The following is a 22,604-nucleotide window of genomic DNA, read 5'->3' as shown; positions in this document are numbered from 1 at the left end:
ATGTGTCTCTCCGGCCCGCGTCATGGGCCGCTTAAAACGGCAAAACTCCAGCACGAAAGCCGGAGTTTCGCACAAAATGCAGAAAAATCAGAGCGCTTCGAGTTTCCCGAGCGCCTTGGCAGTGAGATAATAAAAGGTAACGCGCTGCTTGTTGCGGTCGCCCTTCATCAATTCACCCACGCTCTTGACGGCAGCCTTGCCCTTGTCCGCGTCGGCGATGCCGAGCTTCTTTTCGACCCAGTTCTTGCGCACGCGTTCCAGTTCGTCGGCATCGGACGCAGCGACCAGCGACGAATCCTTGTTGCGCAGCGCAATGCCCAGATGCTTAACGATCTTGTTCACCACCTCGGGGTCGGCGGCGGCATCGTAGCGGCGGACATCTTCGATATATTCACTCATGGAGCGTTCTCCTTCGGCTCTGCGTTGCCCCAACTGCGAAAACAGCCGGATTGATTGGAATCTCTGACAAGCCCCAGCCGAAACATCGGCCAGCGAAACGCGCCTGTCAATGCCGCTTCAACACAACAGCAACGGCCAATTAAATATAATATTTCCAGAATAAATCATGAATAATGCAAGAATATACTACCAAGAATATGTAAAATCTTTCATGCCTGTATGTCGGCACATGTTTTCCCACCCCCCCTTCACATTTCCTTCGTCCTCACTTATATATCCCCTGCTGGCTTCGGCCAGCTATGGCGATAAACGGACGATGCAATAAGCCCATTGGACCCGGGGGCGGTACCCGGCGCCTCCACCAGAAACCGCCGGCCCGTAAGGGCGGCTTCTGATGGGGGCGAAATAGGATCGACAAGGGTGTAAAGATCGCTCTTTTGCCCGGCATTGTACCACCGTTATCGGGCTAACTCAGTAGTTGCAAACGACAACTATGCGGAAGCTCGTCTCGCTGCTTAATCGCAGTGTGACACTTCAAATCAAGCCCTAGTGGTTCGCACCTCTAGGCGGGGCTCGGAGGCGCCTGGCAACAGAAGCCTCCACTTCCCTCCCAACCAAAATCACTTTTGCTCAAACTGTCACGCATAGGCGCAGCCATTCCGGCTCTCGCCCGCGCGTCCGATCTCATTGATTTCAAGAGGGCGTTCCCCATGTCGAACGGCACAGACCGATTCTTCGTGCTCACCGGCGGTCCCGGCTCGGGCAAAACCACGCTGATCGCGGCGCTGCGCGAGGCGGGCTATGGCTCGTCCGTGGAAGCCGGCCGCGGCATCATCCAGCAGCAGATGGCGATTTGTGGCTCGGCGCTTCCATGGGCAAACCCCGCGCTCTTCGCCGAAACGATGCTTGTCTGGGAAATGCGCTCCCATGAGATCGCGCAAGCGGAAGACGGAATTATCTTCTTCGACCGCGGCGTTCCTGATATCGCGGGCTATCTGCAACTGGAAGGACTGCCGGTGCCGGATCATGTCGCAAGGGCGGCGCGGCTGTTGCGCTACAACACGACCGTCTTCGTTCTTCCGCCCTGGCCTGAAATCTTCACGCAAGATGCCGAACGCAGGCAGGATCTGGACGAGGCGCGGCGGACTTTCGAGGCTGTGTCCGCCGCCTATGAGCGATTCGGCTATCAGCTCGTGACCGTGCCGTGCGCCCCGGTGGAGGCGCGCCGGCATTTCGTCTTGGAGAAGCTGAGGGCAGCAGCCGTATAAGATACGGCTATGCCCGTGCTTCTTACTCCGCAGCTTCCGCCACGACCCTCGCCCGCCTGCGGCCGAGCGAGATCTGCGTCAGGATGAAGGCTGCGACCGCGCAGGCTGCGATGCTCACAACCATCGGCAGGGCCGTTCCGTCGAAGAAAGTGCCGGAAATACCCATGGCAATCGCCGCGGCGACGAATTGCAGCGTTCCCATCAGGGCCGATGCCGTACCCGCGATCGCGCCATGCTCTTCGAGGGCCAGCACCGCCGTCGTCGGCAGCACCAGGCCGAGGAAGCCGTAGCCCACGAACAGGAAGCCCGCCATGACGAACAGGGACTGGAAGCCCGACACCATCACCGCCACCAGCAGCGCCATCGACACCGCATAGCCGGTGACCGCCATGCGCACCACCCGCACCAGACCGTAACGGTCCGCCAGCCAGCCGGAAAGCTGCGACACGCTGAAGAACGACACGGCATTGACCGAGAAGGCAATGCTGTATTGCGTCGGCGTCAGGCCGTAATGGTCGATCAGCACGAAGGAAGAGCTGGCGAGATAGACCAGGAACGACGACAGGCCGAGGCCGCCGATGAAGGTGAGGCCGAGGAAATTGCCGTCTTTCATGAGAAGGCGATAGGCGGCGAGCGCCGCGCCGAGGCTGCTCTCCACCCGCGCCGATTTCGGGCGGGTTTCCCTAAGCGACGTGGCGAGCAGCACGATGCCGATGAGCGCCGCGATGAGCACCGCCCAGAACACGCCGCGCCAGCCGAAGAACTCGATGATCACCGTGCCCGTCAGCGGAGCGAGAATCGGCGAAATGCTGAACACCAGCATCAGCATCGACATAAGCCTTGCCGCGTCGACACCCGTATGCAGGTCGCGCACCACGGCGCGCGGGATGACCATGCCGGCGCTGGCGCCGATACCCTGCAGGAAGCGGAAGGCGACGAGCGTGTCGATATCACCCGCCAGCGCGCAACCAATGCTGCCGATGGAAAACAGTACCAGGCCGATATAGAGCGGCAGCTTGCGGCCCAGCATATCCGAAAGCGGCCCGACAAAAAGCTGCGCCAGCCCCATCGAGACGAAGAAGGCGAGCAGGCTCATCTGCACGGCGCTCGTCTCCGCCTGAAGGTCAGCGCCGATCGTCGGCAGGGCCGGGAGATACATGTCGATCGCGAAGGGCCCGATCGCCGACAACAGCCCAAGAATGACCGCGGTGTGAAGAAATCTGGATGTCATCACGGGATACTTTCGAAGGAAGGGCCGGCCAGGCGCGCTACCCATGTTGGGAGGAGCACGGCGCGTCGCCGGATCGGCCTTGAATTGAGAAAAGAAGGACACCCGCACACATCCCTCCATTGCGGAAAAAGGCGACGGGTTATATGCAGCTTGACGTCCTTGTGATTGGACAGTGATGTCAAATTAGACAGTATTGTCTAAACCGTCAAGCCGTCTTATGTTGAGGCTCATGAAACCTGCTGACAAACCTGCTGCCATCGCTCTTCGTACGCTCGATTCATGCACGAAGGCGGAAATGCCCTTTACCCGGCCGGGCAGTGGCCAATGCATGAAGCGCGACACGATCCTCGACGCCGCCGCGCGCGCCTTCTGCCGCGACGGCTTTACCGGGGCGAGCATCGACCTGATTGCCGCGGAAGCAGGCGTTTCGCGCCAGACAATATACAATCATTACCGTGACAAGGAGATGTTGTTCGGCGCGGTGGTGAAGGAAATCACGGCGCGCATGAACGCCGCGCTCTGCGCCATCCTCTCCACCTTTCCGGAAAAGCCTGACAATCTCGAGGCCGATCTCATCCTCTTCGCCAACAAGCTCGGCAAGAAATGCATGTGCAATCAGGATGGCGAGGCCTTGCGCAAGCTTATCCAGGCGGAAGGCGAGCGCTATCCCGAACTCTTCGCCGTCTGGCGGGAGAACGGTCCGGCCAGAACCTGGTCCATCGCCGCGGAGCGGCTCGCAAAGCTCAATGATTGCGGCGCGCTCGACATCGACGATCCCGATCTGGCGCTGCGCCAGTTCCTGGCGCTGGTTAATGCGGATATTCAGCTTTGCGGGCTGACCACCACACGGCCGACCGAAAAGCAAATCGACGAAGCCGCGCGCAATGGCGTGCGCACCTTCCTGCGCGCCTTCGGGCAGCGCCCGGAGAGCAGCTCTCCTTCAAGCGCCGTTTAAAAACGAACCTTTCATTTCCCCGTCGCATTTATAAAGCCGATGCGCCATAATGGCGACGTTTTATGGCTCTTTCGTTCCGCAGCAAATGTGAGAACTTGACATCGGGCCGCGAATCCGTGGGATAAGCATTTTATGGTACAGGATCTGATCCGTTACGATATTCTCGCACAGGAAGCGCTGCGCGGCGTTATCCGCAAGGTGCTGTCGGAAGTCGCCAAGGCCGGCCTTCCGGGCAATCACCATTTCTTTATCACCTTCCTCACCGAGGCGCCCGGTGTGCGCATCTCGTCGCGGCTCAAGGAGAAATATCCCGAGCAGATGACGATCGTATTGCAGCACCAGTTCTGGGACCTGCAGGTGACGGACCAGCATTTCGAGGTCGGGCTTTCCTTCGGCGACGTGCCGGAGCGCCTCGTCATCCCCTTCTCCGCCGTCCGCGGCTTCTATGACCCCTCGGTCAATTTCGAGCTGGAATTCGACGTCTCGGCCATGGAGCCGGCGGGCGACAATGATTCCAACGTGGCGCTAGCCGCTATCGAGCGCGTGGAAGAGCGGCAGGAAAAGCCGAAGCCCAAGGCAAAGCCTGCCGCGAAGACCCCGAAAAAAGCCGCCGCCAAGGCGGATGACGAGGCCAAGAAAGACGAAGCGAAGCCGATGGCGGATGTCGTCTCGCTCGACGCCTTCCGCAAAAACAAATAGCCGCAGCCGATTCCTGAAGCCACGGACTTCGGGACTTATGCTGAAAAGGACCCTCCCTTGAGCGACGTTGTCAACCTGCGCCAGTTCAGGAAACGCAAGGCCCGCGAGGAGAAGGAACAGGCCGCGGCGGAAAACCGTGTCCGATATGGACGGACCGGCGCGGAAAAGAAGTTCGAGCGGGAAAAGGCGCGTGAAGTAACCGTGTTCCTCGACCGCAACCGCCTGGAACCGCCCTCCTCCGACAACGGCGCATGAGCGCGCCCTCCCCATCCGGCAGTCTCGTTCGCAAGCGCTCGGTCAGCATCCGCGGCCATGCCACCAGCTTCTCGCTGGAAGACGCCTTCTTCGAAATCATCGAAACCATCGCCCGCGAGCGCGGCGTATCGGTGGCTGCGCTCGTGGCTGAGATAGACGATGCGCGCGACAAACGGGCGAATTTGTCTTCGACGCTGCGGCTCTATGCGCTGGAATGGGTAAAGGCGGGCGGAAAAGCGGTGTGAAGGTCGCTCATTGAGACGGCTTGCTGATTTCGATTGCTACAAGCCGGAATGCGAAGCGAATACCGGACGCGACGCGCGGCGCTTACGGCACCTGCTTTTCCAGCGTCTTCAGGAATTCCTCGACGGACTGCCCCGGAATGGCCGAACGATCTTTCGGAATGCTGCCTGACTGGAAAGGCGCTTGTGCTGGCTCCTGCCGCTCCCGCTGCTCCTGGGCTTGCCGAAGGGCGGCAGCCTTACGCGCCTCCTCTTCAGCTTGCCGCTCGGCTTCCGCCTTTCGTCGCGCCTCTTCCTCGGCTTTCCTTCGTGCTTCTTCCGCTCGCCGGCGCTCTTCCGCCCGCGCCTCATACAACCTGACCTCGCGGCGCAGGCGCTGCTTTTCGGTCAGCGCCGCCTGCATCGCCTCCACGCGGTCCTGCTCGCGTTCGAGGGCGCGCTGCGTCAGGAACTGCACGAGCGGCTGGCGGTCGAAGGTGAGGGCCGGGTCGGTATAGCGTCCTTCCAGCGTGAAGCGCGCAGCCGGCTCCGTGCCTGCCGCCGCGTCCTGCCCCGGCTTGAACGCGAAGCTTCCCTGCGCGCTGACCGCCATCTTTGCCAAGTCGAGCCGAAAATCGGAGGTAAGCGCGGCCTTCTCCGTTTCGAGCACGGAGGTCGGCACGCGGGCAACGCCGCCCGCGACGGTGAAGGCGAGTTCCGCCTTGGGCAGGCTGAACGTGCCATCAGTCAAACGCTCCGCCGCGATCTTCTCGAAGGCGGCAGCGGGCGCGTTTGGCTCTGTCTTGTCGGCGGCCTCTACGATCGGCTGCAGAGCAGCGCCGTTGAGGCCATGGATGCCAAGTCCATCCACCGCCAGCACGCCGGACCCGGAGAGCGACGCCATCAACTCACCGACGCTCTTGCCCGTGCCGGTGAGCGAGGCGGTGAGCTTCGTCTTGCCGCTAAGCGGAGTCTTATTCCCAGGCAAGGAATAGAGCCCGCTCAAATCTCCGCCTTCCCAGCTGAATTGCGTCGAGGTGAGCGCTGTCGCGCCCGTGTTGCGCAGGGTGACATTGCCGCCGAGCCGCCCGCCCCGCAGCGTGCCTGCCAGCTGTTCGAGGCTGAGCCCGTCACCTGTCTTCGCCACCTTGGCGGAAAAGCCTGTTATCTCGCCCAGCGCCCCGGCATCCGCCGCATCCGCCGTAACCGTCATATCCGCCAGAAGCGGAAAGGCAGGTGCTTTGGCAAAAGCGCCATCGGGCCAGACATTGTCTTTGCTGCGGCCCGAGGTTTCGAACGCTTGCGGCCCCAGCATGAAAGCGGCGAAATTGGCAAGATCGAGCTGCCCGAATTTCGCCTCGCCCTTCAATTGCGGCGTGCCGTCATCGGCGCGATTCGCTTCGACCTTCGCCGTGACCGCATCGCCATCCACCGTGCCGGTGAGATTGGGCAGGCGCACGATATCCTTGGCGAACTGGAAATCTGTCTTGAGATCAACAGGCAATCCCTTGCCGAAGCCCGGCAGCGCATAGCCCGCCGCCGCCATAAAGGGCTCAAGATCGCCAGCCTTCACCACCGCCTTGCCGCTGCCTGTCAGGTCGCCGGGGCGTAACGTGAACACGCCGTCGATAGTGGCCGCTCCATCCGGCGCTTTCAGCGTCAGCTGCGATTTCATGCCCTCGGACGGCACGCCTTGCAGCGAAATATTGCCTTCCAGTTCTCCCGCAAGCCCCAATGGCAGCGCCGGCAGGCCGATGAGCGCCATCAGCGCCTCGCCCTCCTTCGCCTTGGCGTCCCCCGTCAGCGAAAGCTCCAGCGGGATATCGCCCCAGGGATTGCCGCGCGTCATGCCGGAGACGCTCAAATCCATGCCGCCGGTCTTGCCATGGGCGCTGAACGAAAACTCGCTGCCATCCTCGCCCTGAGCTTGCTCTTTCCCGGCCTCAGCCGTCTTCCCCTGCCCCTGGCGAACGGGCGACCGCACCGCATTGCCGACCAGAGTCAATTCGCTATCGGTGAAAAGGCCGGGATAAGCCGCCGCGCGCTTCGCAAGCGCGGTGAACAGCGGCACATGCGGGAAGCGTTGCGCGAGCTTGGCAATGAGCGGCGCGAGATCATCGGAAAGGATGGTCGCGTCCACCGATGCGCCGGGCTCCGGCTTGAACGGGTCGAACGCGCCAGTTGCCGTCAGCGTCGCGCCGGAGAGGTCGTTGAGGATCAGCCGGTCGATGTCGAAGCGGCCATGGCGCAGCCGGAACGCCGTGTCGATGGAAGCTGCTTGAAGCCCCCCCTGCGCCACCGGGCCGGCCTTGAGCTTCACATCGATATCCTGATCGAACAAAGGCGCCATGCCGCTGTCGCTCGCAAACAGCCCAGCCAAGGCCGCCAGCGCGTCTCCATCGAGCGCGCCGCCTTCCAGCGAGAGCTGCATCGACGGCAAGGCGCTCGACGGCGACAGCCGCACGAAGGAGCCTTTGAGCGAAGCCCCGCCCAGCGCCAGTTCCAGATTGTCCGCACGCTGCTCGCGCTCATGCAGGCTGACCCGCGCCGAGAAGCCTGCCCCCGGAAGGCGCCGGATCGCCTCGTCCACATGAGGCGTCAGCCAGGCGGCAAAACCCGAAGGCTGGCGCGAGGCCAGCAGCAGATCTCCTTCGAAGCCGAAATTCTGCCCCACCACGAGCTTGCCCTTGGCCTCGATCTCGGTGCGGCCCGGAAGATCGGCCTTTAGCTGTTTGATATTCCAGCCATTGCCGCCCGGCTCCGCTTCGACGGTCACGTCGCGGATGGTGGTGTCGCCCGCGATGATCGCCGGAAGCTTCAGATCGATGCTGCCGGGAATATCCGGGATCGGCGCGCTGTCCATAAATCTGCGGAAAGCGGCCATGCGCTGCGATAGCGGCACCGCCGCCACCGCCTCGCTGCCCGCCTGCCCTGCCCCATCCAGCAGCACCTGCTGGCCGTTTGCGTTGATGAGGAAGCGCGGATCGCTGCCATAATCGAACAGCGCCTTGCCATTGACCACATAAGGGTCATCAGCCGGACCCTGCTCCATACGGAACTCCGGCATCTCGATCTTTGAATGATCGGCGGAGAAGTCCCCAGTAATGCGCACACCGGCAAAGAACGGCCGCTCGGCGTCATCCTCAGCGTTTCTTACAGCCCCAGCCTGCCCCTGCGCTCCCTCCCCACCCTGAGCCTGTCGAAGGGCGGTCTTCTTCTCGGCAATATCTGCGGACTTGATCGCGAAGGTGCCCTTATAGGAAGGCGCGCCTTGCGCCAGGGTCATATTGCCATCGGTTTCGAAGGTGGCGGGCATTGTCTCGGGGTGGATGCGGGCGCTGACGCGCAAGGTTCCGTCCGGCTTGGCCTCCCCGGTCGAGACTTCCAGCCCGGCCTTGTGCCCGTCGAAGGCAAGCCGCCCGTCGAAGCGCCACGGCCCGGCAAGACTCGCGGCGGACATGGTGGCGTTGAGGCCGGTAATCCGGTGCTCGCGATTGTTCGCCTCGTCGCGCAAAATCACCGTGCCGTCGGTGATACGGAGATTTTCCAGCTTGACCGTCGCCGCCTCAAACGGGGCCTCAGGCCGGATCGCCCAATCGACCTTTCCGGTCTTGTCGAGCGTAATCAGCGCGCGCGGCTTTTCAACGCGCATGTCGAAGATGAGGATCTGCCCGCGCAGAAAGGGCATCAGCTCGGCATCCATCGAGAAGCGCTCGACGGTCATCGCCGGCCGGCCGTCCTTTTCGCCGACACGCACATCGGAGAAGGTGACGGAGGGGAACGGTAAGAGCCGCGCATTGGCGCTGCCCGCCACTGTTACCGGGCGCCCCAGAATGCGGCTCGCCTCCCGCTCGAAATCGGTTCTATAGCCCGTCCAGTCGATAAAAGGCGGCACCACCAGCGCCGCCGTCAGGACAAGCACCAGCAAACCGCCTAGAATGACAAAAACGCGCCCCAAACCTCTGGCTCCGGAGAATCCTGCTCATCACATCCGCGTGACAGCGCGCAACATAACGGCACCCATCCGGCGACAACAAGGCAAATCGCGTTCGTTAGGGGAAAATTACCGCATTATGCACGCCGTTTGGTGCAATTCCCGTCGGAAGAGCCGGTGGTCACGCGGTAAAGCGCGCTAGAATTGCCGGAAGGCTCGTCTTATTCGTCCAATGAACCGCCATCCACCCAGCTTCCCTCGCCGCTTCGATATTCCCCAGCGTATCGTCAATGAGGAGGATTTCACTCGGCTTCAAGTTCGTGCGAGTCTCCACTGCCCGGTAGAATCTGTGTTGAGGCTTCCGGCACCCCAAGGCGGCGGAGTAAAACATCCCGTCGACATATCTAGCGAGTCCGAGGCCTTTTATCAAATATGCCGCCCGCATGTGTTCCTGGTTCGTCGCCAGATAAACCCGAAGCCCGCTGTCACGGCAGGCCGCTATGTCATTCAACAGTACGGGGTCCAAATGCGAATCTTTTTCGAACCAGTATGAAATCAGATCCTCGCAATGTACCTCAGGGGCAATCTTTATAAGAGCGGCGGCGAGACATTCCGCCATGGACGTGCGCCCGACAATGATTTCCTCCCAATATGGTTGGAAGAATTCTCGCCTCAGGTCAGCCACCGGCACACCTAGATCCCGTTCGAGGTTATCAGCCCAATGTTCTCTTCCCTCTGGCTGGATGATGACCACTCCATCGACATCGACCATCAAGCTTTAATCAATTTCCCATTCCCGGCGTTGTTAACTGTCCCTTGAATCAATGTCTCAACTCACACCCGTAAGATCTTGCCTGGATTCATGATATTATCCGGGTCGACGGCGCGTTTGATGGAACGCATGAAGTCCACCGCCTCGCCCAGTTCCAGTTCTAGATACTTCATCTTGCCCTGACCGATGCCATGCTCGCCCGTGCAGGTGCCTTCCATGCCGATGGCGCGCAGCGCGAGGCGATCCATGAAAGCCTCCGCCTTTTCGATTTCCGCGGCGTCGCTGGTATCGAGCAACAATTGCAGGTGAAAATTGCCGTCGCCGACATGGCCTACGATGGGCGCGATGAGCCCCGTTTCGGCAAGGTCGGCTTCGGTTTCGCCAATGCAATCGGCAAGGCGCGAGATCGGCACGCAGACATCCGTCGCCACCGCCTTCGCGCCGGGGCGCAGCGACAGCACGGAGAAATAGGCGTCATGCCGCGCCCGCCACAGCCGGTCGCGCTCTTCCGCATTGGCCGTCCACTGAAACGGCCCGCCGCCATTCTCCGCCGCGATTTCGCCGAAGAGTTCCGCCTGTTCCTTGACGCCCGTCTCGCTGCCATGGAACTCGACGAAGAGATAGGGCTGGGCCAAGTAAGGCAGCTTGGCATAGGCGATCAGCGCCTGCATCTGCAGCGTGTTGACGAGCTCAATGCGCGCCACGGGAATGCCCATCTGGATCGTCTCGATGACAGTGCGGCACGCCGCCTCGACACTCGGAAACGGGCATAAGCCGCCGGAAATCGCCTGCGGGATGCCGTAAAGCTTCAGCGTCAGTTCGGTGATGATGCCAAGCGTCCCCTCGGAGCCGATGAGAAGCCGCGTCAAATCATAACCGGCGGAGGTCTTTTTGACGCGCTTGGCGGTCGTGATCAGCCGCCCATCCGGCATCACAGCCTTCAGCGCCAGCACATTCTCGCGCATGGTGCCGTAGCGCACGGCATTGGTGCCCGAGGCGCGGGTGGAAGCCATGCCGCCGAGACTGGCATTCGCGCCAGGATCGATGGGGAAGAACAGGCCGGTATCCCGCAAATATTCGTTGAGCTCGCGCCTAGTGACGCCGGGCTCGACCATGCAGTCGAGATCGTCGGCATTGACGCTGACGATGCGGTTCATCCGCGACAGGTCGAGCGAAACGCCGCCCGCCGGCGCATTCACCTGCCCCTCCAGCGACGATCCGGTGCCGAAGGGAACGATAGGCACGCGATGCTCGGCGCAGATGCGCACCACCTCCTGCACCTCTCCGGTGCTTTCGGCAAACACCACGACATCCGGCGCCTGGGTTGGGACATAGGTCGTGGTGTGGCCATGCTGCGCGCGAATCGCCTGCCCCGTCTGCGCCTGTTCGCCGAAACGCTGTTTCAGAATAGCGACGGCAGCGGCAATCCCCTCTTCATTGCGTTCAAGCGCGACGGCGTCCTTGAGAGACATGTCTGGTTCCTTGAATTATCGACCTTAAAGCCCGGGAAGAGCGAGTTCGTCCGCATTCGCCCCCAGCATATCCGCCAGCGCCCGCACCACCAGATTATGATCCTCCCGCTGCGGCAGGCCCGACACGATCACCGCTCCGATAACGCCCGCGCCCTTCACCCGGATCGGGAAACCGCCGCCAGCCAGCGCGTAATCCGCCACGTCGAGCGCGCGGTGCGGCGGGAACATGCGGTCGGCGCGGTCCTGCTCCAGCACCAGCCGATAGGTGCTGGCATGGAAACGCCGCACCACATTATGCTTGCGGCGCACCCATTCCTGATTGTCTGCCGTCGCCCCTGATGTCACCGCATAGAACAGCCGCCTGTCCCAGAGCCCGATCTCGATGGCAACGCCCAAGCTTTCGCGCACGGCGATATCCCTGATACGGTCTCCCAATTCGAACGCCGTCGCCTCATCGAAGGCGTCGAACACCAGTGTGCGCTCCTGAACGAGGATTTTTTCAATATCTTCGCGATGGCTCATGCCGCTCTCCTATACACCGTTGCTTCACTCCAATATCAGCGCCCCGCTTGATTGATAAGCCCGTAGCGGCTAGTGAGCCTCCATGCAGAATGGAACATATAAGGGTCGCCTGCCTGATAATCCGGAATTGCCGGAGTTCATCGCGACCGCCGTCTTCAAGCGTGACGTGTTTTCGGAGACCCGCGCCGGCTATTTCGCGGGCGATCCGGAGAAGCGGATAATCCGCCGTCTGGTCAGCGCCTCGCCGCGCTGGTCGCGCCCGCTCGCCTGGATTTTGGCGAAGCGCGAGATACGCGCCCTGAAGACCGTGCGCGGCCTCAAGGGCGTGCCGCAGCTTATCGGCGCCGACCGCCATGGACTCTACCGTTCCTGGTCGGAAGGCGCGCCGCTGCATCTCGCCCGCCCGGCGGACCCGAAATGGTATCGCAGCGCCCACCGCATCCTGCGCGATTTTCGCCGTCTGGGCTTGACCCATAACGATCTCGCCAAGCCGCAGAACTGGCTGATGACCCCGGAAGGCGAAGCGGCGATCATCGATTTCCAGCTCGCCTCCGTGCATCGCTATCGCGGTCCGCTCTACCGCCTGATGGCCTATGAGGATTTCCGCCATCTGATCAAGCAGAAGCGCGCTTTCGCCCCGCATCTGATGACGGCGACGGAAAAGCGCATCCTCGCCCGCCGCTCGCTGCCCTCCCGCATCTGGCTCGCGACCGGCAAGAAGGTCTATAATTTCATCACGCGCGGCCTGTTCCGCTGGTCGGATGGCGAAGGCACCGGCGACCGCATCGACCGGGAAGGCCCGGCCATAACAGCCGCCTTGAAAGCCGACCCGCGCGTGCGCGACGTGGCGCTGACCGTCTATTCCCTGCCTGCCAAGGGTGTCGGACTCTACGCCTTTGTCGAGACGGCGGAAGCCGATGAACGCAGCCTGCGCGCCGCGCTCAAGGGCCTGAAGGTCGAGCTGATCCAGCCGGTGGCCCACCTGCCGCGCCGAGCCGACGGAACGGTGCGCGACGATATCCTGCGCCTGATCGCCATGAACCAGATGACCGAACTCGACGCCCTGCTCGCCCGCGAGCCGGACCTGCGCCCGCTGGTCGAGGCGTTGGCCGCGCATCGGCTGAATTTTACGGACCGGCGGGTGACGGAACTGGAAGGGAGTAAGGGAGTGGGGGAATAAGGGAATATTTTTTGCTTATTCCCCTACTCACTTACTCCCCTATTCCCCTGCTCCCTTCTAATTCGTCTCCGAATCACTACATCAGGAACAAATGTCAGACTTTCCCGACGACATGCCGTTCTTTGAGGACCCCGCCGCGCGGCCCGCACAGGCTGGCGGTTCCGTTGCGCCCGGCGGTATTGCCGCGAGGGCGATGCAGGCGCGCGGCGCTCCCGACTATCTCAAGGGGCTCAACCCCGAGCAGCGCCTCGCCGTCGAGACGACCGAAGGGCCGCTTCTGGTGCTGGCAGGCGCGGGAACGGGCAAGACGCGTGTGCTCACCACCCGCATCGCCCATATCCTGTCGCAGGGGCTCGCCTATCCAAGCCAGATCCTCGCCGTCACCTTCACCAACAAGGCGGCGCGGGAGATGAAGGAGCGCATCGGCGTTTTGGTCGGCGGCGCGGTCGAGGGCATGCCCTGGCTCGGCACCTTCCACTCCATCGGCGTCAAGCTCCTGCGCCGCCATGCGGAACTCGCCGGGCTGAAATCCGATTTCACCATCCTCGATACCGACGACGTCATCCGCCTCATCAAGCAGTTGATTCAGGCCGAAGGGCTCGACGACAAGCGCTGGCCCGCGCGCACCTTCGCCAACATGATCGACGGCTGGAAGAACAAGGGCCTCGGCCCCTCCGAAATCCCGGAAGGCGACGCCCGCGCCTTCGGCAATGGCCGCGGACGGCAGCTTTATCAGGCCTATCAGGACCGGCTGACGACGCTCAACGCCTGCGATTTCGGCGACCTCCTCTGCCACCCCATCCGCATCTTCCGCAATCATCCGGATGTGCTGAAGGAATATCACGCCCGGTTCAAATACATCCTGGTCGATGAATATCAGGACACCAACACCGCGCAATATATGTGGCTGCGGCTGCTGGCGCAGCGGCCTTCCGGCAATTCCATCAATGTTTGCTGTGTCGGCGACGACGACCAGTCCATCTATGGCTGGCGCGGGGCCGAGGTGGACAACATCCTCCGCTTCGAGAAGGATTTTCCGGGCGCCGCCGTGGTGCGCCTCGAGCGCAATTACCGCTCCACCGCCCATATCCTTGGCGCCGCCTCGCATCTGATCGCGCATAATGAAGGCCGGCTCGGCAAGACGCTTTTCACCGAAGCGCCGAATCCGGATGATGACCGTGTGCATGTCCACGCCGCCTGGGACTCGGAAGAAGAAGCCCGCGCCGTCGGCGAGGAGATCGAGCAGGCCCAGCGCAAGGGGCACAAGCTCAACGACATGGCGATCCTCGTCCGCGCCTCGTTCCAGATGCGCGAGTTCGAGGACCGTTTCGTCACGCTGGGCTTGAACTACCGCGTCGTCGGCGGCCCGCGCTTCTATGAGCGGCTCGAAATCCGCGACGCCATGGCCTATTTCCGCGTGGTCGCGCAAGCAGCCGACGACCTTGCCTTCGAGCGCATCATCAACACGCCGAAGCGCGGTCTGGGCGAGGCCACCATCCGTCAGGTGCATGATTATGCCCGGGCGCGGAACATCCCGATGCTCGCCGCCGCCGCCGATCTGGTCGCGACGGAGGAACTGAAGCCGAAACCCCGGTCGACGCTGAAAGAGGTGGTGGATAATTTCAACCGCTGGCATTCGCTGCTCGACTCGACGCCTCATACCGAACTCGCCGAGACAATCCTCGATGAGAGCGGCTATACGGCGATGTGGCAAAACGACCGCTCGGCGGAAGCGCCGGGACGGCTCGAAAACCTGAAAGAACTCATCCGCTCCATGGAGGAGTATGAGAGCCTGCGCGGTTTCCTCGAACATGTCGCGCTAGTGATGGACGCCGAGCAGAACGAGGAGCTCGACGCCGTCAACATCATGACGCTGCACTCCGCCAAGGGGCTGGAATTCGAAACCGTGTTCCTGCCCGGCTGGGAGGAAGGCCTGTTCCCCCACCAGCGCTCGCTGGACGAGGGCGGACGCTCCGGGCTGGAGGAAGAGCGCCGCCTCGCCTATGTCGGCTTGACGCGCGCCAAGAAGAATCTGCACATCTGGTTCGTCTCCAATCGCCGTATCCATGGCCTCTGGCAATCGACCATCCCCTCGCGCTTCCTCGAAGAACTGCCCGAGGCGCATGTCGAGGTGGCCGAGTCAGGCAATTCCTATGGCGGCTACGGCCAGTCGCGCTTCGACCGCGCCGACCCGTTCCAGAATAGCTATTCCACCCCCGGCTGGCAGCGCGCGCAGGCGAACCGCTCGGAAGCGACGCGCAACAATTGGGGCTCGCGCTCGGGCGCCAATGTCGAGCGCATCGGCTATGGCGAGGCCGATTCCGGCTTCGGCGCCGGTCGCGGCTCGGTCAAGGGCCGGATGATCGACGGCGAACTGGTGGCCAAATCCGTCTCCGACACCCCCTCCTCCTTCAAGCCGGGCGACCGCGTGTTCCACACCAAATTCGGCAACGGCAACGTCGCCTCGATCGACGGCAACAAGCTGACCATCGACTTCGACCGCGCGGGGCAGAAGCGGGTGCTGGACAGTTTTGTGCAGAGAGTGTGAAACTTCAGCCTAGGAATTGGGCGGCTTCACCCTGTTGGACCAAAATCTTCACGGCCTTCTTGTCGAAGGACACGAAGGTTTCTCCGCCCAGCCGCTTGCCTTCATAGGCCATCACGCCATCGGCAAAGTCACCGCCTGCGTCCAGAACTGCAAGTCCAGCTTCGACGGCCGGTTGATTTGTCACCACGTTTCCGGCGTTTAGAAATAAGCGTATGGCTGCCGCCACATCTTCTCTCGGCAACTTCTCCCCATGCCGAAGTATCCAGACCAATTCGCACAGACACGGCAAGGAAATGGCAATCAACGTCGCTTCGCTGAGCAGCTTTTCGGCCGTACGTGACTGCACGAAGTCATCCTCCAGCACGACACGCACAAGTACATTGGTGTCAACCGACAGCCTCATTTGTCGCTGAATTCGCCCGCCCAGCCGGCAGCGATAATTTCATTCATTTCATCGATCGTCATGGGCCTTTTCGATTTACGTTTGTCTGCGAGAAAGCCAAAAACATCCTCTATCTTGCCCGTCGGGCGAGCCGCGCGCACCCGCAATTCACCACCGGGCAGCGCTTCGACTTCGATCCGCTCGCCCGGCTCTATGCCAAGATGACGCAACAGATCCCGCTTGAACGTGACCTGCCCCTTTGCCGTAACCGTGAGTGCAGCCATAACCAGCCTCCACAATCTGTATCTATAATGTAATGCTAGGTTTCATTACCGTCAATGAGGCCTCTCGAAACATCCCTCCACCACTTGGTCCAACCATCCAATAATTTTGACGTATCCATCAACAGTTCTGATGTGACATTGCCCTCCGGCCTGATTTAGATCAAACGCATCCAGCCGGCGCACGCCGTTTCGTGGCTCTTCCCCGGCGTCTCATCTCAAGGAGCGATCATGGACCAGATGTTGGGCGCTGAAAGCGTGGCGCGCAGCCCGCGCGCTGAATTCTGGGAAGGGGTTCGCCTGGCGCTTCCGCTCGTTGCCGCGATTGCGCCGTTCGGCCTGCTCTTTGGCGCGGTGGCCATCGACAATGGCTTCACCATGCCCGAGGCGGTGCTGATGAGCACCGCGCTCTATGCCGGGGCGAGCCAGATGGTGGGGCTGGAACTCTTCGGCCAGAAAATCGCGCCATGGATGATCGTGCTGTCGATCTTCGCGGTCAATTTCCGCCATGTGCTCTATTCGGCAGCGGTGGGTCGGCGCATCCGGCACTTCACTTTCTGGCAGAAAGCCGCTGCCTTTTTCGTGCTGGTCGATCCGCAATATGCCGAGACGGAGAAGCGCGCCGAAGCGGGGCGGCCCGTCACCTTCGCCTGGTATATGGGCCTCGCCCTGCCCGTCTATCTGATGTGGATCGTGGAAGCCTATATCGGCAGCATGTTCGGCAATCTCATCACCGATCCCCACGCGCTGGGACTGGATGTGATCCTGCCGGTTTATTTCCTCGGCCTCGTCATGAGCTTCCGCACCCGCCAGCACTGGCTTCCGGTGGTAATCGCTAGCGGCGCGGCCTCTGTCCTTGCCTACAAGACCGTCGGTTCGCCTTGGCATGTCAGCCTGGGGGCCATCGCCGGCATCATCGTGGCGGCCATTCTTGCGAAGCCTGAAAAGCACGAGCAGATCCGAGAAAAGAGTGAGGCGGTGTTGCGTTCGCCTGAGAAAGTGGGGAACTGAGCATGTCCACCATTTCATGGATTATTCTGGTTGGCGCGGTCATGACATTCCTGACCCGCGTTGGCGGACATCTGATCCTCTCGCGTTTCGAGCGGATTCACTATCGCGTCGAGGCGGGGTTGAACGCCGTTCCGGCGGCCGTTCTGACCACCCTCGTCGCCCCCGCCGCCTTCACCAATGGCTGGAAGGAATTCGTCACCCTGCTTTTTGCCGGCTTAATTTCCACGAGGCTTAGCCTGGTGCCGATGTTCTGCCTCGGCGCGGCATGCATCATTCTGCTGCGGTATTTTTTCCCCGTTTAGTCGGATCGGAGTGTTTGCCGTAGTGCTTGTCATACCAAACCTAGGCGAGGACAACGACCCCTCCGATCCATGGGAAAACATACCAAATAAACTCTGGACCAGTCATGGTTTCAGTCTCCCCAGAAGATGTCTTGCACCTATATGTAACGCTCCAGCGAAAAAAAAGCCAAGCTGCCACGCCGAGAACCGAGCTCAACAGGCCCGTTCCCGGCGGAAGTCAAAGCTGTTTCCGAGAACACCGACAGCGACAAAAGCCGTTGAAAGCCGGTCCAGATTGTTCGCCGCCAGCTTGATCTGCTCATTGTAAATCGCATTCATTTCCCCCTCCCTTGATAGATAAATACCCCGCTATCCCAACCCCTCCGTCGCGGCGATCAGCCATTCGCGCGTCTTGCCTTCCACATGCGGCAGCAGCTTTTCGCGTACCTTGGCATGGTAAGCATCGAGCCAGACCAGTTCTTCCCGCGTTAGCAGGCTGGTATCGATCAGCCTGATGTCGATGGGGCAGAAGGTAAGCGTCTCGAAGCCCATCATGGGAATATCGCCGCCCTCGATCTTCTCCGGTTCGGTCACCACGATGAGGTTCTCGATGCGGATGCCGAAGCTGCCGGGCTTGTAATAGCCGGGCTCGTTGGAAAGGATCATGCCGGGCATCAGCTCCTGTGCGCCGCGCTTTGAAATGCTCTGCGGCCCTTCATGCACAGCAAGATAGGAGCCGACCCCGTGGCCCGTGCCATGGGCATAGTCGAGCCCGTGCTTCCACAGCGCGATGCGGGCGAGCACGTCGATATCCATGCCGCGCGTGCCCTTGGGGAACCGCGCGGTGGAAATGGCGATCATCCCCTTCAGCACGAGGGTGAAGGCGCGCTTTAGTTCGTCCGATACCGTGCCGATGGGCACGGTGCGGGTGATGTCGGTGGTGCCGTCGCGATATTGCGCGCCGGAATCGACCAGATAAAGCTCGCCTGCCTGCAGCACGCGGTTGGTGCTGGTATTGGCGCGGTAATGGATGATCGCGCCATTCGGTCCGGCGCCGGAGATAGTGTCGAAGGAAATATCCTCCAGCGGCATCTGGAAGCTCTCGGCCACGCTGCGCCGGGTTTCCTCCAGCTTGGTCGCGGCGGTGATCTCATCGACCGTACCCGGCGTCTGCTCGTCGAGCCAGGAGAGGAAGGAGGCCATGGCCACGCCGTCGCGCTCATGCGCCCGGCGCGCGCCATAAAGCTCCGCCTCGTTCTTGAGCGCCCGCGGCAGGCGGGCCGGGTCCTTGCCCTCGATCACCTTGCCGCCCGCGTCTTCGACGACCATGCGCAGCTTTTCCGCCGCAAGCACCGGGTCGAGCAGGATTGCGTCGCCCTTTTCCGCCAATGATTTCAGATAATCCTCTAGCGACCCTGGCGAGCGCAGCTTTGCAAGTTGCGTCAGATAGGCTTCCGTCTCGATCGGCAGCTTGCGCTTGTCGATGAACAGCGACGGCTCGTCTTCCGCCGGAATAATGGCGAAGGAGAGCGGCAGCGGCGTGTTGCTCACATCCTTGCCGCGGATGTTGAACGCCCAGGCGATGGAGGACGGATCGGTCAGTACCGTCGCCTGCGCACCGCTTCCTGCAACCGCCCGCGACAATTCCTCGAGCTTGCTGCTCGCCTCTTCTCCCGCAAAGGCGATGGGCTGGATGGTGACGGGCTCGAGCGGCGCGGCAGGCTGGTCGGTCCAGACGAGATCGACCAGATTGTCGGTGACCGGCACCAGCCGCCCGCCGACCTTCGCAAGCGCGTCGCGCAGCGCCTCGGCATCCGCTATGGTATGGAGCCAGGGATCGAAGCCGATTGCGAGGCCCTTGCCATACTCCGCCAGCCAGACGGAAGGCGGCGTCTCGATGAGGCTTTCGATCTGGAAGACGTTCAAATCGGTCTGCTCGCGCACCTGCAGCGTGTAGCGCCCGTCTACGAAGATGAAAGCCTCACTCTTCAGGATCAGCGCCACGCCCGCCGAGCCCGTGAAGCCGGTGAGCCAGGCAAGGCGCTGCGCCCGCGGCGGCACATATTCGCCCTGATGCTCGTCCGCGCGGGGGACCAGAAAGCCGTCGAGCCCGAGCTTTTCCATCTCTGCCCGGAGCTTCGCCACGCGCGGAGCCGCATTTGCCGGATTGCTGATGACGTCGAAGGACTGGAACATGGGATGGTGGTCCTTTGGTACATAGAGGGAGATTGGGAAGCGGCCTACGCGCTACTTCAAATGTATCGTCACCCAGCCCTCACGATACAAGGTTTGCTGGTGGGAAAAGCCCTGCGCCTGATAGGCAGCAATCACCTTATCATGCTGGCTGTCGAGAATGCCTGAGAGCACCAGTGAACCGCCGGGAGCCATATGCTGCTTCATGGCGGGCGCCAGCTCTATCAGGGGCAAAGCCAGAATATTGGCAACGATCAGGTCGAAAGGGGCAGCACTGCGCATTGCCGGATGGTCGAATCCGGTGGCCGTTGCAGTCTTCACATATGTGGCGACGCCGTTCTTGACGAGATTTTCGTCGGCAATCTCGATGGCGACCGGATCGATATCGGTCGCAAGTACCGGGATTGGCGCGAGCTTGGCGATGGCGATGGCGAGCACCGCGCTTCCCGTGCCAAGATCGAGCGCACTCTGCGGGTTCTCACGGCGGATAATCTCATCGATCATCTCAAGGCAACCCGATGTGGTGCCATGATGGCCGGTGCCGAAGGCCTGCGCGGCATCGATTTCGATGGCAATATCATCGGGGCCGATCTTGTCGCGGTCATGCGATCCATGAACGAAGAAGCGCCCGGCGCGCACCGGCTTCAGCCCTTCGAGCGAATACACCACCCAGTCGATGTCAGGCAGCACCTCGCGCTGGATTTGCAGGCCGAACGCATCCGAGCCGATTCTGTCAGCGATCCGTGCTTCGGCGGGGTCCGCATCCGTTTCGACATAAAGCGAGACCTCGAAAATCTGCCGGTCTTCATCTACTTCGACGATGGCGATGGGTAGGCCATCCTCCTCGAACTCCTGTTCGATCAGGGCATAGATACGCTCGGCTTCTTCTTTTCCGGCGGTGAGGAACAGGCGTGTTTGAGGCATGGACGGCTTTCGGAAGTTGGAATCGTAAGCGACGAATAAACGCTTTTCTATTCCGCCGCCAATTTTCTCAGCTTTTCAATCGCTGTATCCGGATTTTCACCATAGGCAATCGTCCCACGGAAGCGGCCCTTGCTGTCGAGCAGGAAAATCGAGGCGGTGTGATCCATGGTGTAATCACCATCCTCGCCCGGCACCTTGCGGGCATAGACGTGGTATGCCTTAAGCATCGAGGCCACCTTGTCGGGCGCGCCGGTAATGCCGGTAATGCGCTGCGAGACATTGCCGATATAGGTCTTGAGCGTCGCCACATCGTCCCGCTCGGGATCGACAGTGACAAAGTAAGCGCGGATGTTCTGCCCCTCCGGCCCCAGCTTTTTCAGCCAGCCATCGAGCTCGAAAAGCGTGGTCGGGCAGACATCGGGGCAATGGGTAAAGCCGAAGAAGATGGCGGAAGGATGCGAGCGGAACGCCGCCTCCGTGATCGGCTTGCCATCGGTGGCGGTGAGCTCGAACTTGCCGCCGAACGGCGCATCCTCCGGCTTCGAGCGGTCCCGCCACATATTGAAGGCGAGCGCGCCCGAAAGCACGGCGATGAGGGCGATAACGATTACAGGGAAAATTCTGCGCATCGGATTCACAAGCACCAGGACAGGCCGCTCTGTATCATCGCCTGAAAAATGCCCTCGCCATGGTTGAGCCAGCCGGCGAAGGCAAGACCGGTCGCAACCGCGACAAGCAGCGCCATGACGGCCGCGAGGGCGAATTTCGATGAACTATGATCGTGCGCTGTCTTCATTCGTCCATTATAGAGCATGATCCTGAAAAGTTGCAGACTTTTCAGACGAGATCATGCGGCAAAAAACCGCCTAAACCCCGTGGTTTAATGGGTTTATCGAATGAATGAAGAAAGCGATCTGCGCTTCCAGAATGACGAGCCGCGCATCCACCCGACGGCGCAGCTGAAAGGCGTGAAGCTGGGGCGCTATGCTGATATAGGCGAGCGCGTTATCCTGCGGGACGTGACGGTGGGCGATTTCAGCTATTTCGAGCGCAATGGCGAAGGGATTTATGCCGATATCGGCCGGTTCTGCTCGATTGCCGCCAATGTGCGCATCAACGCGCTTGAACATCCGATGGAGCGCCTGACCACCCACAAGCTGAGCTACCGGCCCAACGAGTATTTCCGCTATCTCGGCCTCGACGGTGAATTCCGCGCCCGTCGCCAGGCGCGGCGCGTGACGATAGGTCATGATGTGTGGATCGGCCATGGCGCGGTAATCATGCCCGGTGTCTCCATCGGCCACGGCGCGGTGGTGGGCGCCAACGCCGTGGTGACGCGCGACGTAGCCGCTTACACCATCGTCGCCGGAAGCCCCGCCCGCCTCATCCGCCCGCGCTTCGATGAGGCCATAGCGGCAAAGCTTCTCGCGCTCTGCTGGTGGGACTGGCCCGTGGAGAAGCTCTACGAGGCCGTGCCCGACATGCAGAAACTCGACATCGCCGCCTTTCTAGACAAGTGGTCATAAACGCTTCTCTTGTATTCTGCATGAGCGCGTCCCAATTCTCTTTCGAGATAAACTGGAGGTTTCCATGAAGCAGGTTCTCGCCGCGACGGCACTTTTGGCCGGCGCCATGATGGGTCAGGCCGGGGCCGAGGAAATCGGCAAGGTCGGCGTCGACTGGTTCGGCAACGACATCATCATCGATGCCGTGCAGGACCCGAAAGTAAAGGGCATCACCTGCTATCTCGCCTCGTTCGACCGCAGCATCATCGACCGGCTGCAGAAGGGCAATTGGTTCGAAAACCCCTCCAACGCCTCCATCTCCTGCCAGCAGACCGGGCCGATCACCGTAGGCGACATCGACCTCGACGAAAGTGGCGAGCGCGTCTTCTCCACCCGCACCAGCCTGATCTGGAAGGAACTGGTCATCACCCGCATCTACGACAAGACGAACGATACGATGGTCTATCTCGTCCACGCCGCGCAAGTACAGGACGGCTCGGCCAAGACATCGATCTCCACGATCCCGCTCTTCAACAGCCAGGTGACGTGGGAGAAGGGTAAGCCCCAATAA

24 protein-coding genes and 1 other RNA gene are annotated in these 22,604 nt (G+C 61.4%); 12 read left to right on the top strand and 13 right to left on the bottom strand.

Annotated elements, in window-relative coordinates:
* Nucleotides 1-87: 87 nt before the first annotated feature.
* Nucleotides 88-399 (bottom strand): DUF2853 family protein, encoded by a 312-nt coding sequence (locus ACOWVG_RS13545; RefSeq protein WP_420962746.1) that lies wholly within the window; start codon nucleotides 397-399, stop codon nucleotides 88-90.
* Between the two features lie 243 nt (nucleotides 400-642).
* Between ACOWVG_RS13545 and ssrA the strand changes: the two genes are divergently transcribed.
* Both ssrA and ACOWVG_RS13535 read left to right on the top strand, forming a co-directional pair.
* Nucleotides 643-1,003, top strand: a transfer-messenger RNA (tmRNA) gene (ssrA, locus tag ACOWVG_RS13540).
* Between the two features lie 106 nt (nucleotides 1,004-1,109).
* The gene (locus ACOWVG_RS13535; protein ID WP_420962745.1) at nucleotides 1,110-1,667 is read left to right on the top strand and encodes an AAA family ATPase; all 558 of its coding nucleotides are present in this window, start codon (nucleotides 1,110-1,112) and stop codon (nucleotides 1,665-1,667) included.
* A gap of 22 nt (nucleotides 1,668-1,689) precedes the next feature.
* Here the strand turns inward: ACOWVG_RS13535 and ACOWVG_RS13530 are convergent, their stop codons facing one another.
* A complete protein-coding gene (locus ACOWVG_RS13530; protein WP_420962744.1) occupies nucleotides 1,690-2,898 on the bottom strand; it encodes a multidrug effflux MFS transporter in 1,209 nt (402 codons plus the stop codon).
* A gap of 193 nt (nucleotides 2,899-3,091) precedes the next feature.
* Between ACOWVG_RS13530 and ACOWVG_RS13525 the strand changes: the two genes are divergently transcribed.
* From ACOWVG_RS13525 to ACOWVG_RS13510, 4 genes are all read left to right on the top strand, one after another.
* The gene (locus ACOWVG_RS13525; protein WP_420962743.1) at nucleotides 3,092-3,853 is read left to right on the top strand and encodes a TetR/AcrR family transcriptional regulator; all 762 of its coding nucleotides are present in this window, start codon (nucleotides 3,092-3,094) and stop codon (nucleotides 3,851-3,853) included.
* A 132-nt stretch (nucleotides 3,854-3,985) separates the two neighbouring features.
* Nucleotides 3,986-4,552 carry an SspB family protein gene (locus ACOWVG_RS13520; RefSeq protein WP_420962742.1) on the top strand — a complete coding sequence of 189 codons (567 nt, stop codon included), beginning with the start codon at nucleotides 3,986-3,988 and terminating at the stop codon, nucleotides 4,550-4,552.
* A gap of 57 nt (nucleotides 4,553-4,609) precedes the next feature.
* Complete coding sequence (locus ACOWVG_RS13515) at nucleotides 4,610-4,807, top strand: DUF4169 family protein (RefSeq protein ID WP_420962741.1); 198 nt, start codon at nucleotides 4,610-4,612, stop codon at nucleotides 4,805-4,807.
* On the top strand, nucleotides 4,804-5,052 hold the full coding sequence (locus ACOWVG_RS13510; RefSeq protein WP_420962740.1) for a ribbon-helix-helix domain-containing protein: 249 nt from the start codon (nucleotides 4,804-4,806) through the stop codon (nucleotides 5,050-5,052). Before ACOWVG_RS13515 ends, ACOWVG_RS13510 begins: the two co-directional genes overlap by 4 nt.
* 82 nt (nucleotides 5,053-5,134) lie before the next feature.
* Here the strand turns inward: ACOWVG_RS13510 and ACOWVG_RS13505 are convergent, their stop codons facing one another.
* The 4 genes from ACOWVG_RS13505 to ACOWVG_RS13490 all read right to left on the bottom strand — a co-directional run bounded on the left by ACOWVG_RS13505 (nucleotide 5,135) and on the right by ACOWVG_RS13490 (nucleotide 11,728).
* Entirely contained in the window at nucleotides 5,135-8,986 is a 3,852-nt protein-coding gene (locus ACOWVG_RS13505; protein ID WP_420962739.1) for an AsmA family protein, read from the bottom strand.
* Nucleotides 8,987-9,143: 157 nt separating this feature from the next.
* The gene (locus tag ACOWVG_RS13500) at nucleotides 9,144-9,734 is read right to left on the bottom strand and encodes an HAD-IA family hydrolase (RefSeq protein ID WP_420962738.1); all 591 of its coding nucleotides are present in this window, start codon (nucleotides 9,732-9,734) and stop codon (nucleotides 9,144-9,146) included.
* A gap of 62 nt (nucleotides 9,735-9,796) precedes the next feature.
* On the bottom strand, nucleotides 9,797-11,206 hold the full coding sequence (locus tag ACOWVG_RS13495; protein WP_420962737.1) for an FAD-binding oxidoreductase: 1,410 nt from the start codon (nucleotides 11,204-11,206) through the stop codon (nucleotides 9,797-9,799).
* A 24-nt stretch (nucleotides 11,207-11,230) separates the two neighbouring features.
* Nucleotides 11,231-11,728 (bottom strand): heme-degrading domain-containing protein, encoded by a 498-nt coding sequence (locus ACOWVG_RS13490; protein ID WP_420962736.1) that lies wholly within the window; start codon nucleotides 11,726-11,728, stop codon nucleotides 11,231-11,233.
* Between the two features lie 82 nt (nucleotides 11,729-11,810).
* On the opposite strand from ACOWVG_RS13490, the gene ACOWVG_RS13485 reads away from it, so the two are divergent.
* Complete coding sequence (locus ACOWVG_RS13485) at nucleotides 11,811-12,908, top strand: serine/threonine protein kinase (protein ID WP_420962735.1); 1,098 nt, start codon at nucleotides 11,811-11,813, stop codon at nucleotides 12,906-12,908.
* A 91-nt stretch (nucleotides 12,909-12,999) separates the two neighbouring features.
* Nucleotides 13,000-15,456, top strand: a complete 2,457-nt coding sequence (locus ACOWVG_RS13480; RefSeq protein ID WP_420962734.1) for an ATP-dependent helicase — start codon at nucleotides 13,000-13,002, stop codon at nucleotides 15,454-15,456.
* A gap of 4 nt (nucleotides 15,457-15,460) precedes the next feature.
* Here the strand turns inward: ACOWVG_RS13480 and ACOWVG_RS13475 are convergent, their stop codons facing one another.
* Nucleotides 15,461-15,859 (bottom strand): type II toxin-antitoxin system VapC family toxin, encoded by a 399-nt coding sequence (locus ACOWVG_RS13475; RefSeq protein WP_420962733.1) that lies wholly within the window; start codon nucleotides 15,857-15,859, stop codon nucleotides 15,461-15,463.
* Complete coding sequence (locus ACOWVG_RS13470) at nucleotides 15,856-16,122, bottom strand: AbrB/MazE/SpoVT family DNA-binding domain-containing protein (protein ID WP_420962732.1); 267 nt, start codon at nucleotides 16,120-16,122, stop codon at nucleotides 15,856-15,858. Before ACOWVG_RS13470 ends, ACOWVG_RS13475 begins: the two co-directional genes overlap by 4 nt.
* A 228-nt stretch (nucleotides 16,123-16,350) precedes the next feature.
* On the opposite strand from ACOWVG_RS13470, the gene ACOWVG_RS13465 reads away from it, so the two are divergent.
* Nucleotides 16,351-17,130 carry an AzlC family ABC transporter permease gene (locus ACOWVG_RS13465; protein WP_420962731.1) on the top strand — a complete coding sequence of 260 codons (780 nt, stop codon included), beginning with the start codon at nucleotides 16,351-16,353 and terminating at the stop codon, nucleotides 17,128-17,130.
* A 2-nt stretch (nucleotides 17,131-17,132) separates the two neighbouring features.
* Nucleotides 17,133-17,432, top strand: a complete 300-nt coding sequence (locus tag ACOWVG_RS13460) for an AzlD family protein (RefSeq protein ID WP_420962730.1) — start codon at nucleotides 17,133-17,135, stop codon at nucleotides 17,430-17,432.
* A gap of 192 nt (nucleotides 17,433-17,624) precedes the next feature.
* Here ACOWVG_RS13460 and ACOWVG_RS13455 read toward each other — a convergent pair whose 3' ends face one another.
* From ACOWVG_RS13455 to ACOWVG_RS13435, 5 genes are read right to left on the bottom strand one after another with little or no spacing between them, the layout of a single operon-like run.
* Nucleotides 17,625-17,750, bottom strand: coding sequence for a hypothetical protein (locus ACOWVG_RS13455; RefSeq protein ID WP_420962729.1), 126 nt, complete (start codon nucleotides 17,748-17,750; stop codon nucleotides 17,625-17,627).
* Between the two features lie 30 nt (nucleotides 17,751-17,780).
* Nucleotides 17,781-19,607 (bottom strand): aminopeptidase P family protein, encoded by a 1,827-nt coding sequence (locus ACOWVG_RS13450; RefSeq protein ID WP_420962728.1) that lies wholly within the window; start codon nucleotides 19,605-19,607, stop codon nucleotides 17,781-17,783.
* A gap of 51 nt (nucleotides 19,608-19,658) precedes the next feature.
* Nucleotides 19,659-20,528 (bottom strand): 50S ribosomal protein L11 methyltransferase, encoded by an 870-nt coding sequence (locus ACOWVG_RS13445; RefSeq protein WP_420962727.1) that lies wholly within the window; start codon nucleotides 20,526-20,528, stop codon nucleotides 19,659-19,661.
* Nucleotides 20,529-20,575: 47 nt separating this feature from the next.
* Entirely contained in the window at nucleotides 20,576-21,157 is a 582-nt protein-coding gene (locus tag ACOWVG_RS13440) for an SCO family protein (RefSeq protein ID WP_420962726.1), read from the bottom strand.
* A 5-nt stretch (nucleotides 21,158-21,162) separates the two neighbouring features.
* Nucleotides 21,163-21,324: a hypothetical protein gene (locus ACOWVG_RS13435; protein WP_420962725.1), complete on the bottom strand. Its 162-nt coding sequence runs from the start codon at nucleotides 21,322-21,324 to the stop codon at nucleotides 21,163-21,165.
* Between the two features lie 100 nt (nucleotides 21,325-21,424).
* Between ACOWVG_RS13435 and ACOWVG_RS13430 the strand changes: the two genes are divergently transcribed.
* Both ACOWVG_RS13430 and ACOWVG_RS13425 read left to right on the top strand, forming a co-directional pair.
* Nucleotides 21,425-22,054 carry a DapH/DapD/GlmU-related protein gene (locus tag ACOWVG_RS13430; protein ID WP_420962724.1) on the top strand — a complete coding sequence of 210 codons (630 nt, stop codon included), beginning with the start codon at nucleotides 21,425-21,427 and terminating at the stop codon, nucleotides 22,052-22,054.
* 64 nt (nucleotides 22,055-22,118) lie between these two features.
* Nucleotides 22,119-22,604 (top strand): CreA family protein, encoded by a 486-nt coding sequence (locus ACOWVG_RS13425; RefSeq protein WP_420962723.1) that lies wholly within the window; start codon nucleotides 22,119-22,121, stop codon nucleotides 22,602-22,604.

The organism is Brucella sp. IR073 (assembly GCF_049065735.1).
Taxonomy (GTDB): domain Bacteria; phylum Pseudomonadota; class Alphaproteobacteria; order Rhizobiales; family Rhizobiaceae; genus Paramesorhizobium.
Note: the sequence above shows the minus strand (reverse complement) of the source record. Positions and strands in the feature narration are given on the sequence as shown.

Excerpts from the sequence above, each read along its gene's own strand:
- ACOWVG_RS13465 (WP_420962731.1), top strand. The coding sequence starts at position 16,351 with ATGGACCAGATGTTGGGCGCTGAAAGCGTGGCGCGCAGCCCGCGCGCT.
- ACOWVG_RS13530 (WP_420962744.1), bottom strand. The coding sequence starts at position 2,898 with ATGACATCCAGATTTCTTCACACCGCGGTCATTCTTGGGCTGTTGTCG.
- ACOWVG_RS13535 (WP_420962745.1), top strand. The coding sequence starts at position 1,110 with ATGTCGAACGGCACAGACCGATTCTTCGTGCTCACCGGCGGTCCCGGC.
- ACOWVG_RS13440 (WP_420962726.1), bottom strand. The coding sequence starts at position 21,157 with ATGCGCAGAATTTTCCCTGTAATCGTTATCGCCCTCATCGCCGTGCTT.
- ACOWVG_RS13510 (WP_420962740.1), top strand. The coding sequence starts at position 4,804 with ATGAGCGCGCCCTCCCCATCCGGCAGTCTCGTTCGCAAGCGCTCGGTC.
- ACOWVG_RS13460 (WP_420962730.1), top strand. The coding sequence starts at position 17,133 with ATGTCCACCATTTCATGGATTATTCTGGTTGGCGCGGTCATGACATTC.
- ACOWVG_RS13430 (WP_420962724.1), top strand. The coding sequence starts at position 21,425 with ATGAATGAAGAAAGCGATCTGCGCTTCCAGAATGACGAGCCGCGCATC.
- ACOWVG_RS13500 (WP_420962738.1), bottom strand. The coding sequence starts at position 9,734 with ATGGTCGATGTCGATGGAGTGGTCATCATCCAGCCAGAGGGAAGAGAA.
- ACOWVG_RS13495 (WP_420962737.1), bottom strand. The coding sequence starts at position 11,206 with ATGTCTCTCAAGGACGCCGTCGCGCTTGAACGCAATGAAGAGGGGATT.
- ACOWVG_RS13490 (WP_420962736.1), bottom strand. The coding sequence starts at position 11,728 with ATGAGCCATCGCGAAGATATTGAAAAAATCCTCGTTCAGGAGCGCACA.
- ACOWVG_RS13425 (WP_420962723.1), top strand. The coding sequence starts at position 22,119 with ATGAAGCAGGTTCTCGCCGCGACGGCACTTTTGGCCGGCGCCATGATG.
- ACOWVG_RS13445 (WP_420962727.1), bottom strand. The coding sequence starts at position 20,528 with ATGCCTCAAACACGCCTGTTCCTCACCGCCGGAAAAGAAGAAGCCGAG.
- ACOWVG_RS13435 (WP_420962725.1), bottom strand. The coding sequence starts at position 21,324 with ATGAAGACAGCGCACGATCATAGTTCATCGAAATTCGCCCTCGCGGCC.
- ACOWVG_RS13480 (WP_420962734.1), top strand. The coding sequence starts at position 13,000 with ATGTCAGACTTTCCCGACGACATGCCGTTCTTTGAGGACCCCGCCGCG.
- ACOWVG_RS13520 (WP_420962742.1), top strand. The coding sequence starts at position 3,986 with ATGGTACAGGATCTGATCCGTTACGATATTCTCGCACAGGAAGCGCTG.
- ACOWVG_RS13545 (WP_420962746.1), bottom strand. The coding sequence starts at position 399 with ATGAGTGAATATATCGAAGATGTCCGCCGCTACGATGCCGCCGCCGAC.
- ACOWVG_RS13475 (WP_420962733.1), bottom strand. The coding sequence starts at position 15,859 with ATGAGGCTGTCGGTTGACACCAATGTACTTGTGCGTGTCGTGCTGGAG.
- ACOWVG_RS13470 (WP_420962732.1), bottom strand. The coding sequence starts at position 16,122 with ATGGCTGCACTCACGGTTACGGCAAAGGGGCAGGTCACGTTCAAGCGG.
- ACOWVG_RS13485 (WP_420962735.1), top strand. The coding sequence starts at position 11,811 with ATGCAGAATGGAACATATAAGGGTCGCCTGCCTGATAATCCGGAATTG.
- ACOWVG_RS13455 (WP_420962729.1), bottom strand. The coding sequence starts at position 17,750 with ATGAATGCGATTTACAATGAGCAGATCAAGCTGGCGGCGAACAATCTG.
- ACOWVG_RS13450 (WP_420962728.1), bottom strand. The coding sequence starts at position 19,607 with ATGTTCCAGTCCTTCGACGTCATCAGCAATCCGGCAAATGCGGCTCCG.